Genomic DNA, 14,059 nt, shown 5'->3' on the forward strand with positions numbered 1-14,059 from the left:
TTTATTTTATTGATATTGCCCTGCTTTTTGAAAATAGAATCTCACTATGGATCAAAAAGGCTTAATTGTCCAGTATTTTTAGTTGTGATTTCTTCCCATTTAGCTTCTGGGTTTTTCAGGTTTTTTAAAAGGTCTATATAGGTCATTAAATGATATCGGATAACGGACATCATATTGGAACAGGCCCAATTTCTTCGGGCTTTTCTTTGAATCACAAGCATAATGAGATGGACTATCAAACTGACTTAGATTTGTATTTCGATAGCATTTTGATTGTCGCCTAGAAAATACTTTAAGGGAAAGTTCTGTTTAATCCGCTTGAACATCGTCTCGATCTGCCACCTGTTTTATTATAGGGTGTCCGCTAAAGTTTTACTTTTATTCATATCTCGAATCTGTGGTAACTTTAAGATATAAAATAAGCGGGAATTCCTATCTTGGAAATCCGCTTTTAAAATCTTTTATCGGACACTACTTAATGTATTCTAAAACTTTATACCTAGACTTATTCCAAATCCTTTAAACAAAACACTAACAGGCGTTTCATTCCCAAAGATTAAAGGCTCTGCATCTTCAAGGTTTAAAGAATTTATATCTCCATAAACATTAAGATTTAAATTAAATTTGTCTGTTTTCAAAACTGGAAAACCTATCCCAAGTCTTGCATTATCGCCATTTTTAAACTTATCCTTATTAAAAGATAAGTTTCCAGCATAACGGACATAAGCAAAAACATTATCATCATCTACAAAATAATATTTCAAATTACCCCCAACACGAAAAATAACGAACCCTCCACCAAATTGGTTTTGTATTCCTGCTAAAGCCCCCACACTTAATTTTTTAAAGACTAAGTAGTTTATAGAATATTGTCCACCTATAGATGGTTTAGAGTCTAAAGAAATAGTGGTACTTAAACCCTCAAATCGATAAAGATAGTCTATGTTATTTGGTACAGTAAAGTCAACCGAAGCACTTGAAAACCATTTTTCCTGCGAATAACTATTTATATAAAGCAAGGAAACTATTGTAATTAAAATTAGCTTTTTCATAATGATGAATTTATTTATTAATCTTTTGCAATTACCCTGCTTCCTCTCCAAGTACTTCCTCGTCTAGCAAGAGCGTAAAAATCTAAATCAAAATAAGTATATTCCCTAAAATGTTGACTTACTGGACCTGCATAGTTGAATTTCCATCCGCTTTTATCGCCCCACACAAAACCTATCTCAAAATTCGGACCACTATTGTAAAGTGTATTTTTAATGTAATTAGAGTTCCTCTTACGGCTAATTTTACCGAAATAAACAACCTCTATTCGATTATAGTCATGTTGATAGATTACAGAAAATTCCTTTTCCTGCGCCCCACTATTTGTAACACTTGAGGATTCTAAAAAATCTATTCCCATTTTATACAAAGACTTTATAGTACTATTATTAACAATATCACCTGTAGTTACCGAAATTCCATTTTTTAAACCATCTATATTATTCAATCGAGGAATATAAATATTTAAAATTTCCTTTTGTTCGAATTTAATAAACGGCAACCCCACATCTTTATAATTTAATTGTGCATCAACATAATGAGACCCATTAATACTATTTTTTATTTTAAAACTACCATCCCACATATAAATAGGGCTTTGATATGAATTAGGAGGGAACAATTGTGGGTGAGAATAAGAAGTTATTTCAGGTTGAGGCATATTATATCGCAATAAAATTCGATTGATGCCTAACACTAATTCATCTGATTCAGAAGCCCACCATATACCTAATGTTTTTGTTTGAGTTTTAGCTTGTACACCAACAGACTCATAAAAGAAATAATCTTGACTCCAAAATTCCGTTTTAATTCTACGTCTACTATCAAAATAATCTACACATACGTATGTTGTTCCTAAGATGTTTTGTGTCCAAGGCTGATAATGTTTACACGCAGTCAAATTATTAATTAAATTATAAAGTTTCTCATCTTCAGAAATTTGTGTTGTAGGAGTTGATGTTGGGATAATTGGCGAAAAACTGTTACTTAACTGACATGCATTAAGTTGAGCAGGGGCAACATATAAAAATGCATCATCTGCAATCATTCTAGTACCACTATTTATAGTTCTTTCATCGCAATACCCTTGATATTCCAATGTAACTGGAGCTGCTTTTGAAAGGGAAGAATTTTATTATCCTTTTTCATTATTTTATCATAGGCTTGAAATAATGAAGCAGAATCCTTTACATGAGAAAAAAATATTCCTTTTCTTTTCGAAAACTTATAAAGCGTGTCATTTACTATAATTTCATCTTTTTGATTTAAAAAAGCCCCCACTAAAGGGTCTGATATAAAATCTTCTTCTTCTACTATACCATTGTTTTTTCCTTTACCTTTCTTGTACAATGATGTAGTTTCTCCCATTTCAACCTTTTGAATAATCTCCTTTCAAAGTTGTTCTTTCAATAATTCATTTTTAGGACTAACAATAGGTTTATGAGAACGAAACCCTTTTTCGTAATAACCCTCTAAATTGTTTCCAATTACTTCAACATTTTCCTGTTTTAATTGTTCCATAGTAGATTCAAAATCTTCTCTAGACGAGAAAACAAACCTCCCATTTTTAACATTTGCATCAATTTTTGATGAAGATGAATTACTGTTTTTATAGTCATATAAATCCACATCTTCCTTTTGACAAGATGCTAAGATAATTACTAAAATTACTAAAATTTGATATTTGAAAATTTTCATATGATTATTCTTTTTACGCTTTTATTTATATTAATTATTAAAATTCTCATTAACAGCTAATGAGAATTTAGCTAGTTTTTTACCTGAATCTAACGCCACTATTTCAGGTGTATTTCCAAGGTTTCCGATTAACTACACTTTGTTTTTTAATGAATTCGTAACGCAATAATTGATAGGTGAATTCTTACGTAAAGATAAGATTTTTACGTTAAACATGCAGCGTAAAAAACATAAAATTGTTTGAGGGTTTTTCTAAAAAGTATGGTTGCAGTTTTAAATTATCTATGATATAATACTTTCTTTTTATTATTTTCCATTGTTGTCCGATAAAAATCGGAATTAGCTGAAATCGCTTTGTTCTGCTTTATTTTATTGATATTGCCATGCTTTTTGAAAATAGAATCTCACTATGGATCAAAAAGGCTTAATTGTCCAGTATTTTTAGTTGTGATTTCTTCCCATTTAGCTTCTGGGTTTTTCAGGATTTTGAAAAGGTCTATATAGGTCATTAAATGATATCGGATAACGGACATCATATTGGAATACGTCCAATTTCTTTGGGCTTTTCTTTGAATCACAAGCATAATGAGCTGGACTATCAAACTGACCTAGACTTGTATTTTGATGGCATTTTGATTGTCGCCTAGAAAATACTTTAAGGGAAAGTTCTGTTTAATCAGCTTGAACATCGTCTCGATCTGCCACCTGTTTTATTATAGGGTGTCCGCTAAAGTTTTTACTTTTATTCATATCTCGAATCTGTGGTAACTTTAAGATATAAAATAAGCGGGAATTCCTATCTTGGAAATCCGCTTTTAAAATCTTTTATCGGACACTACTGATTTACAAACAGGTATCGCATTTTGGTTGGTTTAATATTATTTGTGTGGCATATGCATGTTCTATTGTTTTCCTAGCTATGAATATTAAATCAAGGTTTCAAATTTCATGAAATTGCTTAGTACAAGTTTTTTTTCTAAATGCTAATATTTTTAAATTGCTTGTTATTATTCCGATACGGGTGATTGGAGGTAGGCTTGATGTATACAAAAGTTGTTAAATTACTAACCGAACTAAACCTATATTACTCAAATGCTTATATTTGGAAATTGTGATAACTAACAACCTACCTTTTTACTATGAAATTTAAAACCTTTATGATTACCCTCTTTGTGGTAATAAATTGTCAGGTCTTTTATTCACAGGAAGGCATGCCTATTTATGCAGATTATTTGAGTGATAACTACTATCTCATACATCCTTCTATGGCTGGAGCAGCCAATTGTGCTAAAATAAGGGTTACTGCTAGACAGCAATGGTTTGGGCAAGAAGATGCTCCAAAATTGTTAACTATGAGTGTGAATAGTAAAATTGGAGAAAGCAATTCTGCTATTGGAGGTATTGTATATGCCGATAACAATGGCTATCATTCTCAAAAAGGCGCCTATGCCACCTACGCACATCATCTTATGTTTTCCCGAAGTACTACAGATTTAAACATGCTATCTTTTGGTTTAAGTGCTGGGTTTTTACAGTATCAATTGGATGAAAGAGATTTTTTAAATGATGTACCTGTTCGTGATCCAATAATTGATGGTGTTGTACAAAGTGAGACTAATTTTAATCTAGATTTTGGTTTTTCATATCATTATTTAGATTTTTATGCCCATGCTACGGTTAAAAACTTACTTAATAATTCTGGGGTTAATAACGATCTTCAAATTACAAGTAACTTAAGACGTTTCTTATTTTCTACAGGATATGTTTATAACAAAATGGGGAGCTCCTGGGCTTTTGAACCTTCTGTGTTATACCAATATAAATCTGGAACTAAAGAAAGTATTATTGATTTAAATGCTAAGGCCTATAAAACTATGGAATTCGGACAATTATGGGCTGGGTTATCTTATAGACAAAGCTTAGATGGTGCTGAATACCTTACAGATTCAGGATCTATCAGAAGTCAGAAACTCAATCAAATTACACCTATAGTTGGTGTTAACTACAATAAGTTTATGTTTGCTTATACTTATACCTACCAAACTAATGATGTGGTGTTTACTAATGGTGGTTTTCATCAATTATCTTTAGGGTATAATTTTAATTGTGCGCCTAAACGTTACCAATGTCTTTGTCCCGCTGTAAATTAATGGTTAACTTTAAGGCTTAAAAAATCCTATTCTTATGCCTGTAATAATGCCCGTAAACGGAAAATCTCCACAAATACCAGAAGATTGTTTTATCGCAGAAAACGCCACCATTGTTGGTGATGTAACTATGGGTAATCAAGGTAGTATTTGGTTTAGTGCCGTAATACGTGGTGATGTGAACTATATTAAAATGGGCAACAAGGTAAATGTTCAAGATGGTGCCGTTATTCACGCTACTTACTTGACGGCTCCTACTAATATTGGAAACAATGTTTCTATTGGTCACAATGCCTTGGTTCACGGTTGTACTATACATGATAATGTCCTCATCGGGATGGGAAGTATTGTTATGGATGGCTGCGTGGTTGAAAGCAATAGTATAATTGCCGCAGGAGCTGTAGTGACTAAAAACACAAGAGTAGAGGCTGGTAGTATTTATGCCGGTGTGCCAGCTAAGAAAGTAAAAGATATTAGTAAAGAACTTATTTCTGGTGAAATAAATCGTATTGCCGATAATTATATCAAATACTCCAGTTGGTTTAAGTAGTAAAATCTATACAATTATTTGTTTTTGGCGTTACCACAAGGGTCGCGTCTTCCGCTATATCTTTTTGTGCCTTTCTGTTTAATGAATCCCTGTAAATATCCTGTTACTGTATCTATACTTTATTTAGGTGATATTTAAGGTTTAGCACAAAAAGGATGCCGCTGCAACCGCTAACGCAGATTGAAACTTGATATGATGCGATTTACTAAAAATCGAGATGCGATACCCTTTGAGAGTGACCCAGTAATGCTTTCATAACTTCAGGGTTGGTATTTGTGAAAAATTCCGTTTGACCAAACCGGTGTTGCGTATTAAGTAAATTATTTTCTACTAAAACATGTTTTGTTTGTTTGGCAACGGCTTCACCAGAATCAATTATTTTTATTTGTGCTGGGAGTAATTCTATTAAAATTGGGATGAGGTAAGGGTAGTGCGTACATCCTAGTACTAGATAGTCTATATCAGCCTCCACCATAGGTTTTAAGTAAATGCTTAATAGCGCTTTCATCTCATCGCTGTATAACTTGCCACTTTCTATAAGTTCCACAATGCCATTACCATGCTGTTCAATAATGTTTGTGGTACTGGCAAACAGAAGTGAGGTTTTATGAAATAGCTTACTACTTAAGGTGCCTTTGGTAGCAAGAATACCTATTGTATGGGTTTTGCTATGTAATGCGGCTGGTTTTATGGCAGGCTCTATACCTATAAAGGGTAAGTTATAATTTAATCTGAGGTAATCAATAGCATTGGTTGTCGCCGTATTACAGGCCACAACAATAAGCTTACACCCTTGATTGATTAAATAGTCGGTATTCTTAATGCTAAGGTCTAAAATGGCTGCTTTACCTTTTGGACCATAAGGCGCATTTTTACTATCAGCAAGATAGATCATGTCTTCATTAGGAAGTAATTGCTGTACCTCTTTCCAAATGGAAGTGCCTCCTACACCAGAATCAAAAATGCCAATAGGTTGTTTGTTCATTGTATTTCAAAAATAAAAAAGCTGCCTATAACATAGACAGCTTTAAATATAATTTATTTTTAAACTTTAAGATCTAATTAGATGCCTAATTTTTTCTTTACGTCTGCTAAGATGTCTTTTCCATCAGCAACGATTAAAGTAGCTGCAGGAAGTACATAGTCGTAACCTTGTGCTTTTGCTACTTCCGCAATAGCTTTCATAGCTTTTTCTTGAATAGGCTTAAATAATTCAGCCTCTTTTTTGGCGATGTCTTGTTGAGCATCAGATCTGAATTGTTGGATACGTTGTTGTTTTTCTTGTAACTCTAAACCTCTTTTTTGGTTTTCTTCATCTGTTTTAGTTGCCGCTTCAGCTTCGTATTGCTTTACTGTGTTTTGGTATTCAGTAATTGAAGCTTGAATATCAGTTTGGTATGTTTTACCAAGTGTTTCAATCTCTGATTGTGCAGTTTTAGCTTCTGGCATGGCAGCGATTAATTCTTGAACATTTATATGTGCAATCTTGCTTTGTGCTTGTGTAAAACTAACTGATACAATACATAATGCAGTTGCTAATAATAAATTTTTTAATTGTTTCATTTTTAATAGTATTAAGTGTGTTATAAATTGATTATTTGTTTTGGTTTATACTGTCGTTAGCGCGTTGGCGCTCTTCTAATATTTTTCGTTTTCGTTCTTCTAATTCGCGTTTTCTAGCTTCGCGATCGGCTAATTTTTTTTGCCTGTTTTCTTCTATAAGTTGCTCTCTTGTTTTTGTTTCTGGAGCGGCTTCTTTTTCTTCTTCACTTTTTAAAGTTTCGGTATTCGGAGCTTCTTCTCCTGGAGTCACACCATTTCTAGCATCTATTTTTGCCTGCTGAGCACGTTCTCTTTCTTCTATAATTTTCTGGCGTCTTTCAGCAGCCTCTTGTTTCTTTAATTCTCGTGCTGTTAAAGCTGCTTTCCGTCTTGCTTCAACAATACTATCACGCTCAGATTTTTTAGCTTCTAACGCGGCTTCTCGAGCATCAAGCTCTTCATTGACTTCAGGAATCAATTCTTCTTCCTCTGCCGCTTTACGTTGTGCTCTGTTTTGAGCTTGAGTTCTTTTTGCCGATCTCGTAATACTTCTTAATATTTGCTCACTTAAATTATAGCGCTTTGCTGAAAATAGCATGGTGGCATCCGATGATTTGTCAAATATAAAATCATACTTTTTACCTTCAGCAATGTCTTGAACCGCAGCAAAAATTTGATCTTGAATAGGTTGCATAAGCTGTCTTCTTTGTATGAACAAATCGCCGTTAGGGCCAAATCGTTTTTGCTGATAATCTAAAATTTCACTTTCTTCAAAATCGATATCCTCTTCACGTTCTTTAATAAGTTCTTCAGTTAAAAGGACTTTTTCAGTGGTAAGGTCATTTCGCTTTTGTTCAACTGCTTTTAGTTTTTCATGGATTTCATTTTTCCACTTTTCAGCTTTTTGATCCAATTGATGTGAGGCTTCTTGATACTCAGGGACATTCTCTAAAATGTACTCGGTGTCAATATACCCAATTCTTACACCACGTTGTGCATGTGATGTAAAGCATATGCTTATTGTTAATATCAGTAAAAAAAGAACGTTATTATTAATATGTTTCAATAGGTTTCTATTCTGGTTAACTGGCAACGGGCTCATGTTTTTTTTATTAAGGTTTTCTTTTTTTAATAAGGCTCGTGTCATTTGGTTAATGTTTAGTATGTGGTCTGTTAAGCTCTAAAAAAGACTGTCAATTTATCGGTTTTAGAAAGCAATCTTCAAAATTAACGAAATATAATCTTAAAAATTTTAAATCCCATATAAAACATTGAAAGTGTTATTAGAAAATACCGTGCCAAATATTAAGTACATTAAAATTGCTGACCAATAATAAAGTGAGTTTCCCAACCGTTAGGTGAATTGGTTCCTGGTCTAGCATCGAAACCATAGCCGAAATCAATACCTAATAATCCAAAGGCAGGCATAAATATTCTAAGACCTGCACCAGCCGAACGATAAAGATCGAATGGGTTGTAATCTTTAAAATTATCATAAGACGCACCAGCTTCAGCAAAACCTAAAACAAATATCTTAGCTGATGCTTTTAAGGTAATTGGGTAACGTAATTCTAATGAGAACTTGTTGTAAATGGTACCACCATCAACACCAGATAACGAGTTGTTTGGATAACCACGTAATTGTACGTTTTCTCTTCCGTCTAAACTATAGTTTCCTAAACCATCTCCTCCTACGAAGAAACGCTCAAAAGGAATCACCCCTCTATCATTATTATAAGCACCTAAGAAACCGAATTCAGTACTTGGTTTAAGTACTAAATCTTTCATGATTTGTGTATACCATTCTGCTTTGAACTTTACTTTATAGAATTCAAGCCATTTGTAGCGTTCTTGATCTATTTCTGCAATACGTTCGTTAGCAGCGAGAACTTCATCAGGGTTGCTGTTAGTATCATGACGAATCACATCATTTTCATCACGCTCATTTTTAAGGGCTTCATAATCCACATTATTAAGAAGTGAATATGGCAATGTTACTTTAGCGCTAGCCGAATAACTAGAACCTCCTGTTGGATAGATAGGGTCTACACTAGTGTTGTTTCTGCTAATCCCTATGGTGTAAGCTAAATTGTTTGAATAACCATCTCCAAACTCAAATAAGCCGGTGTTGTAATTGTTTAAATCGTAACGTTGGTAACCAATAGATTGTGATAAGGTGAAGAAATCATCTGGTACACTTAAACGTTTTGCTAAACCAAAGGTTATCCCTGTAATGTTAAAACTTCGACTTTTATCAACTGTGTAATCAGTGAAATCTTGCCCGAATTGCTTGGTATGCGATAAAGATGCCGAAAATTGTACTGGCTTTTTACCACCTAACCAAGGTTCAGAGAACGAGAAACTATAAGTTTGGTAAAACTGACTGGCTTGTAAACGCAGTGCTAATTTTTGACCATCACCCATAGGTATTGGTTTGTATGCGTCTTTTTTAAAGATGTCTTTAATTGAAAAGTTGTTAAATGATAGTCCTAGCGTTCCAATAAAGCCACCACCACCGTAACCACCTTGTAATTCTATCTGGCTAGACCCGGTTTCTTTCACCGAATATTCCATGTCAATAGTTCCTTCAACAGGATTAGGGTTCAGGAAATTTGGAGATAATTCTTGAGCATCAAAAAAGCCTAATTGACCAAGCTCTCTTACGGTACGTACCACATTGGCTTTACTGTAAAGTTCACCCGGACGTGTACGTATTTCTCTGTAGATAACGTGATCGTTTGTTTTTTCGTTTCCTACTACAGAAACACTATTAAAGTAGGCGGGTTTACCTTCTGAAATTCTAATTTCGGTATCAATAACATGGTTTTCAACATTAACCTCAACCGAGTTTACACTGGAGAATAAATAACCGTTATTTTGGTATTGATTGGTAATATCAAAGGCGTCGGGTTTACTATTATCAGCAATACGTTCTTGTAGTAAAATACTATTATAGGTGTCTCCTTTATTGATACGAAGTAATCTTTTTAAGTACTCATCAGAATAAACCGAATTTCCAATAAAATTGATTTCTCCAAATTTATATTGCTCACCTTCAGTAACATTAATAGCAAGTGAAATGGTTTTGTCGTCATTAACAATTAAACTGTCTGATAAAATACGGGCATCTCTGTAACCATTCTTTTTATAGGTGTCAATAACATGACCTAAATCGGCTTGGTAAGCAGAGTCAATAAATTTTGAACGTTTCCAAACACGAAGAAAGTTTTTCTTCTTCGTACTTTTCATACTTGCGCGAAGTTTTTTGTCTTCTAAAACTTCATTGCCAAAAAAAGTGATGTCTTTGATTTTTACTTTTGCACCTTTGTCTATATTTAATACCATATTCACTCTAGAGGTTTTAAGAGAATCTTTAACTTCTACAGTGTTGATGTGTATTTTAGTGTTGTAAAAACCTTCTTTTTTGTACTTTTTTGTCAGGAAATTTTTTGTTGTTGTAATGAGGTTTTCTGTAACTTTAACACCTTTGTTTAGATTGTTTTCTTTAATAATATCTTCTTGTTTACTCCTTTTAATTCCATTGATTTTTAGGTCATTAAGTTGGGGTAGGTCAGATAGTCTAATTTCTAGATTTGCTACATTGCCCTCTATGTTAGTAACATAGATTTCGATGTTATTAAATAATTTAGAGCCCCAAAGTTTTTTAATGGCATTACTAATTTGTTCCCCAGGAATATAGATCTCTTTACCTTTACTAAGGCCAGAGTAGGTGATAATGGTTTGCTCGTTAAAGGTGGTATTACCCGCTACAGTGATTTCTCCTACAGTGTACTTTGTGTTTGGGTTTTGGGCCTCAATATTAAAGCAGCCTATAAAAAGAATTATAGAAGTACAATATTTCAAAAATGTTAATATAGAAGGTCTATTAACTAAGTTGGTCACTAGTTTTCCCAAATCGTCGTTCTCTTTTTTGATATTCAATAATAGCTTCATACAAATGTTGTCTGGTAAAATCTGGCCATAGCACACTTGTAAAATGTAATTCGGCGTACGCAATTTGCCATAATAAGAAGTTACTTATACGTTGTTCTCCACTGGTTCTTATAAGTAAATCTACGTCTGGTAAATTTTGCGTGTAAAGATGCTCATTAATAATTGATTCATCAATATTTTCGGGCGAAATTATATTATTTTTAACTTTAATACTAATTTCTTTAACCGCGTTGATGATTTCATCTCTAGAACCGTAGCTGAGTGCGAGAGTTAAGGTCATTCGCTTGTTTTCCTTAGTACACTCTATAACATCTGTTAATTCTTTATAAACTTGTTTTGGTAAGTCTTGTAGGTTGCCAATAGCACAAAGTTTAATACTGTTGTCTTGAAGTGTTTTTAATTCCTTAACTAAAGAAGATACTAATAACTTCATAAGTGCTTTTACCTCTAACTTAGGTCGCTTCCAGTTCTCGGTAGAAAAAGCGTAGAGGGTTAAGTTTTCAACACCAAGTTCAGCACAAGCTTCAACGGTTGTTCTAACCGATTTTGTGCCATTCTCATGACCAAAAGCACGTAGCATTCCTTGTTGTTTGGCCCAACGCCCATTTCCATCCATGATGATGGCAATGTGTTTTGGCAAAGCATTGGGTAGTATATTGTTTTTTAAATCCATTTTTTATTCTACACAATAACATGGGTTTTGCCCAAAGGTATAGGTGAGTGTGAGTCCCGTAAACATATACCAGTCATTATTGTTTATATTTCCAAATTGATATTGTTCTTTTATGGAATCTGAACTAGGCATGCTTCCGTCAATTTCATCAGTAAAGGTGTAGCGTGCGCCTACCTCAGCACCTACAACGAAGTTGCCAATAATTCTAGCTTTTACACCAATGGTCATTGGGATACCGAAAGCCCAGCTTGATTCGCCTTCAGAGGCTTGTCTACCATTTAAAAAGTAATAGTTGTCATAATGTACAGCGCTAATACCAGTATATAAAAACGGTGTCCAGATTTTTTTACCTGAGTGCAAATCAAAGTCTAAGAATGTAAATTCCATTCCCCCAGAGATTTCTAATAAATTAGAATCAAAGTCATAATCTCTTTGAATACGTCTTGGGTCTTCTGATTTTGAGTCGTAGGCTTTTAAATCAGAATAGATAATTGTTGCTCTCCATGAATATCGGCTACTTCTATTCCAACGGTATAAAAGTCCGAGTGCTGGCGCATTGGGTGCGATGTATTCTGTAGAACCAACATCACCAATTAAATTACTGCCTCCTGCAAAGCCTCCAATTTCATGAATCTGAGCTTGACTAAATTGGATGCTTAAAATACTTATTATCAATAGGGTTAAATGCCTCATAAAAATTCAAAAGTTTGCAAATATAATAAATTAGATTAGTTTGTAGTACATTGTGGGAAAATGTCTTAATGTAAAACAGCATTTCTTTATAATTATTGCTTTTAAAGGAATAGATTAGTTAGGTTAGTTGTTTCTTTTGTCTTCACCCCAAAGTAATTTTTTCCTTAAAGTAATGAGGAAGCTTTCATCGAGAAGGTCAATCATTTTTATCTTAAAATCGGCTTTTTTAATCTTGATTAAGGTGCCGTTATCAAGTGTCGCAATTCTTGAATCTAATGAAACCAAGTGGTTTTCTTCACGACCACTAACTTTTAGATGTACTTCAGTAGAGTCTGGTATAATTAAAGGGCGTGCACTTAAATTATGTGGTGCTATGGGGGTTAAAACAAAACTGTTTGTACTTGGTGTAATTACGGGGCCGCCACAACTTAAGGAGTAGCCTGTTGACCCTGTTGGGGTAGAAAGAATAAGGCCGTCACTCCAATAAGAGGTTAAGTATTCGCCATCTAAATGGGTTTCAACAGTAATCATCGATGTGGTGTTTTTTCTGCTCACAGCCACTTCATTTAAGGCAAAACTTAAAGAAGCGATGTCTTCGTTTTTTGGAGACGTTTCAACCGAAAGCAAACTGCGTTGTGAGATTTTATAATTCCCATCAATGATATTTTGCATGGCGCTTTCAATAACATCTACCTGAATAGTCGCTAAAAAACCTAAACGACCAGTATTAATACCTATAATAGGAATGTCTATATCTTTTACAAAAGTTATGGCTCTTAATATGGTACCGTCGCCACCAATACTTACCAAGAAATCAAAAGAAGTATCTAAAGATTCAAAGGTTTTAAAAGAACTGAAGTCATTAATTCTAGCAGATTCTTTTTTAATAATCTTGAAAAATTCAGTTTCAATATAAGCATCAATGTTTTTTTTCAAGAGATAGCTAAACAATCTTTCTACTGAAACCGATGTGTTTTTATTGTAAAATCGTCCGAAAACGGCAACTTTCATATATTAAATATTTAAGTATTTTTTTAAATAATCTGAACGTTCTTTTAGGCTTTCAATATAGCCATCCTCTTCATGTCCAGAAACGATATTGTAACTGTATCTTCTAAATGTTTGAATGATATCTGTTAATCCGGTTTGCCCAATTTTTAAGGTGATTTGTACTAAATCGGTATTCAGTTTAGATATAAAAGCGCCAAGTATCTTACCGCCGTTTGATTCTACAATCTGACTCACTTCACTAAAAGAATAGTCGTTCGTGCCTTTTTCTACAACCAAAATACCTCCGGCTTCAGTAAAAAACGGCGAATCACCAAATAAACTGATGATATCATTGAGTTCATAATAGCCTAAATATTGATTTTGCTCATTTAATACAGGCATAATATTCGTTGAATTGGTGGCGAAAACCTCTAAAACATCTAACCACAGTGTGGTGTCGCGTACAAAAAAGTTTTCCAAAGAATAAGCGTACTTACTTAGAGGTTTGTCTTTTTCAAAACAGTAGGCGTCCGCTTCAGAAAAGCTGCCTAAAAAAACGTTGTTCTCGTCTTTAACAGGAATGTGTGAAAAGGTAAGCTGATTAAATAGTAATTGCAAATCACGCACGTCATTGCTAATGTTTAGCGGTTTTATATCGTTTATGATGAATTCTAAAAGTTTCATGATCCCTGTTGAATTGGACTGCAAATTAATCAAAAAAAAAGTATGTTAGGCTGTTCTACTTTGTATTTTTGTTTTTTA

The 14,059-nt window shown here is 33.7% G+C and carries 15 protein-coding genes and 1 pseudogene; 2 read left to right on the forward strand and 14 right to left on the reverse strand.

Annotated elements, in window-relative coordinates; translation table 11 throughout:
* Nucleotides 1–485: 485 nt before the first annotated feature.
* The 6 genes and pseudogenes from F6U93_RS02580 to F6U93_RS14575 form a co-directional block, all read right to left on the reverse strand.
* Nucleotides 486–1,052: a hypothetical protein gene (locus tag F6U93_RS02580; protein ID WP_150936533.1), complete on the reverse strand. Its 567-nt coding sequence runs from the start codon at nucleotides 1,050–1,052 to the stop codon at nucleotides 486–488.
* A 17-nt stretch (nucleotides 1,053–1,069) separates the two neighbouring features.
* Nucleotides 1,070–2,098, reverse strand: a complete 1,029-nt coding sequence (locus F6U93_RS02585; protein ID WP_150936534.1) for a hypothetical protein — start codon at nucleotides 2,096–2,098, stop codon at nucleotides 1,070–1,072.
* Nucleotides 2,099–2,112: 14 nt separating this feature from the next.
* On the reverse strand, nucleotides 2,113–2,418 hold the full coding sequence (locus F6U93_RS02590) for a hypothetical protein (RefSeq protein WP_150936536.1): 306 nt from the start codon (nucleotides 2,416–2,418) through the stop codon (nucleotides 2,113–2,115).
* Nucleotides 2,419–2,442: 24 nt separating this feature from the next.
* Nucleotides 2,443–2,748, reverse strand: coding sequence for a hypothetical protein (locus tag F6U93_RS02595; protein WP_150936538.1), 306 nt, complete (start codon nucleotides 2,746–2,748; stop codon nucleotides 2,443–2,445).
* Nucleotides 2,749–2,781: 33 nt separating this feature from the next.
* Nucleotides 2,782–2,877: pseudogene (locus F6U93_RS14775) on the reverse strand (single-stranded DNA-binding protein); the annotation flags it as partial.
* A 278-nt stretch (nucleotides 2,878–3,155) separates the two neighbouring features.
* On the reverse strand, nucleotides 3,156–3,332 hold the full coding sequence (locus F6U93_RS14575; protein WP_191963442.1) for a hypothetical protein: 177 nt from the start codon (nucleotides 3,330–3,332) through the stop codon (nucleotides 3,156–3,158).
* A gap of 555 nt (nucleotides 3,333–3,887) precedes the next feature.
* Between F6U93_RS14575 and F6U93_RS02605 the strand changes: the two genes are divergently transcribed.
* Together F6U93_RS02605 and F6U93_RS02610 are read left to right on the forward strand one after the other, a co-directional pair.
* A complete protein-coding gene (locus F6U93_RS02605) occupies nucleotides 3,888–4,898 on the forward strand; it encodes a PorP/SprF family type IX secretion system membrane protein (protein WP_150936540.1) in 1,011 nt (336 codons plus the stop codon).
* A gap of 34 nt (nucleotides 4,899–4,932) precedes the next feature.
* The gene (locus F6U93_RS02610; protein ID WP_150936543.1) at nucleotides 4,933–5,445 is read left to right on the forward strand and encodes a gamma carbonic anhydrase family protein; all 513 of its coding nucleotides are present in this window, start codon (nucleotides 4,933–4,935) and stop codon (nucleotides 5,443–5,445) included.
* A gap of 205 nt (nucleotides 5,446–5,650) precedes the next feature.
* Here the strand turns inward: F6U93_RS02610 and murI are convergent, their stop codons facing one another.
* The 8 genes from murI to F6U93_RS02650 all read right to left on the reverse strand — a co-directional run bounded on the left by murI (nucleotide 5,651) and on the right by F6U93_RS02650 (nucleotide 13,981).
* On the reverse strand, nucleotides 5,651–6,430 hold the full coding sequence (gene murI, locus F6U93_RS02615; protein WP_150936545.1) for a glutamate racemase: 780 nt from the start codon (nucleotides 6,428–6,430) through the stop codon (nucleotides 5,651–5,653).
* Between the two features lie 77 nt (nucleotides 6,431–6,507).
* Complete coding sequence (locus F6U93_RS02620) at nucleotides 6,508–7,008, reverse strand: OmpH family outer membrane protein (RefSeq protein ID WP_150936547.1); 501 nt, start codon at nucleotides 7,006–7,008, stop codon at nucleotides 6,508–6,510.
* 31 nt (nucleotides 7,009–7,039) lie between these two features.
* Nucleotides 7,040–8,134 carry an OmpH family outer membrane protein gene (locus F6U93_RS02625; protein ID WP_225312515.1) on the reverse strand — a complete coding sequence of 365 codons (1,095 nt, stop codon included), beginning with the start codon at nucleotides 8,132–8,134 and terminating at the stop codon, nucleotides 7,040–7,042.
* Between the two features lie 167 nt (nucleotides 8,135–8,301).
* A complete protein-coding gene (locus F6U93_RS02630; RefSeq protein ID WP_150936549.1) occupies nucleotides 8,302–10,941 on the reverse strand; it encodes a BamA/OMP85 family outer membrane protein in 2,640 nt (879 codons plus the stop codon).
* A complete protein-coding gene (locus F6U93_RS02635) occupies nucleotides 10,874–11,614 on the reverse strand; it encodes an isoprenyl transferase (protein ID WP_150936551.1) in 741 nt (246 codons plus the stop codon). The genes F6U93_RS02630 and F6U93_RS02635 overlap by 68 nt, the downstream gene beginning before the upstream one ends.
* 3 nt (nucleotides 11,615–11,617) lie before the next feature.
* Nucleotides 11,618–12,307, reverse strand: coding sequence for a type IX secretion system protein PorG (gene porG, locus F6U93_RS02640; RefSeq protein ID WP_150936553.1), 690 nt, complete (start codon nucleotides 12,305–12,307; stop codon nucleotides 11,618–11,620).
* Nucleotides 12,308–12,430: 123 nt separating this feature from the next.
* A complete protein-coding gene (locus F6U93_RS02645) occupies nucleotides 12,431–13,318 on the reverse strand; it encodes an NAD kinase (RefSeq protein ID WP_150936555.1) in 888 nt (295 codons plus the stop codon).
* Nucleotides 13,319–13,321: 3 nt separating this feature from the next.
* Entirely contained in the window at nucleotides 13,322–13,981 is a 660-nt protein-coding gene (locus F6U93_RS02650; protein WP_150936558.1) for a CBS domain-containing protein, read from the reverse strand.
* Nucleotides 13,982–14,059: the final 78 nt, after the last annotated feature.

This window comes from Pseudotamlana haliotis (assembly GCF_008806375.1).
Classification (GTDB): Bacteria; Bacteroidota; Bacteroidia; order Flavobacteriales; family Flavobacteriaceae; genus Pseudotamlana; species Pseudotamlana haliotis.

What these genes read in the sequence shown, in the direction of transcription:
- F6U93_RS02580 (WP_150936533.1), bottom strand. Translation starts at nt 1,052, where the DNA reads ATGAAAAAGCTAATTTTAATTACAATAGTTTCCTTGCTTTATATAAAT.
- F6U93_RS02585 (WP_150936534.1), bottom strand. Translation starts at nt 2,098, where the DNA reads ATGATTGCAGATGATGCATTTTTATATGTTGCCCCTGCTCAACTTAAT.
- F6U93_RS02590 (WP_150936536.1), bottom strand. Translation starts at nt 2,418, where the DNA reads ATGGGAGAAACTACATCATTGTACAAGAAAGGTAAAGGAAAAAACAAT.
- F6U93_RS02595 (WP_150936538.1), bottom strand. Translation starts at nt 2,748, where the DNA reads ATGAAAATTTTCAAATATCAAATTTTAGTAATTTTAGTAATTATCTTA.
- F6U93_RS14575 (WP_191963442.1), bottom strand. Translation starts at nt 3,332, where the DNA reads ATGCTTGTGATTCAAAGAAAAGCCCAAAGAAATTGGACGTATTCCAAT.
- F6U93_RS02605 (WP_150936540.1), top strand. Translation starts at nt 3,888, where the DNA reads ATGAAATTTAAAACCTTTATGATTACCCTCTTTGTGGTAATAAATTGT.
- F6U93_RS02610 (WP_150936543.1), top strand. Translation starts at nt 4,933, where the DNA reads ATGCCTGTAATAATGCCCGTAAACGGAAAATCTCCACAAATACCAGAA.
- murI (WP_150936545.1), bottom strand. Translation starts at nt 6,430, where the DNA reads ATGAACAAACAACCTATTGGCATTTTTGATTCTGGTGTAGGAGGCACT.
- F6U93_RS02620 (WP_150936547.1), bottom strand. Translation starts at nt 7,008, where the DNA reads ATGAAACAATTAAAAAATTTATTATTAGCAACTGCATTATGTATTGTA.
- F6U93_RS02625 (WP_225312515.1), bottom strand. Translation starts at nt 8,134, where the DNA reads ATGACACGAGCCTTATTAAAAAAAGAAAACCTTAATAAAAAAAACATG.
- F6U93_RS02630 (WP_150936549.1), bottom strand. Translation starts at nt 10,941, where the DNA reads ATGAAGCTATTATTGAATATCAAAAAAGAGAACGACGATTTGGGAAAA.
- F6U93_RS02635 (WP_150936551.1), bottom strand. Translation starts at nt 11,614, where the DNA reads ATGGATTTAAAAAACAATATACTACCCAATGCTTTGCCAAAACACATT.
- porG (WP_150936553.1), bottom strand. Translation starts at nt 12,307, where the DNA reads ATGAGGCATTTAACCCTATTGATAATAAGTATTTTAAGCATCCAATTT.
- F6U93_RS02645 (WP_150936555.1), bottom strand. Translation starts at nt 13,318, where the DNA reads ATGAAAGTTGCCGTTTTCGGACGATTTTACAATAAAAACACATCGGTT.
- F6U93_RS02650 (WP_150936558.1), bottom strand. Translation starts at nt 13,981, where the DNA reads ATGAAACTTTTAGAATTCATCATAAACGATATAAAACCGCTAAACATT.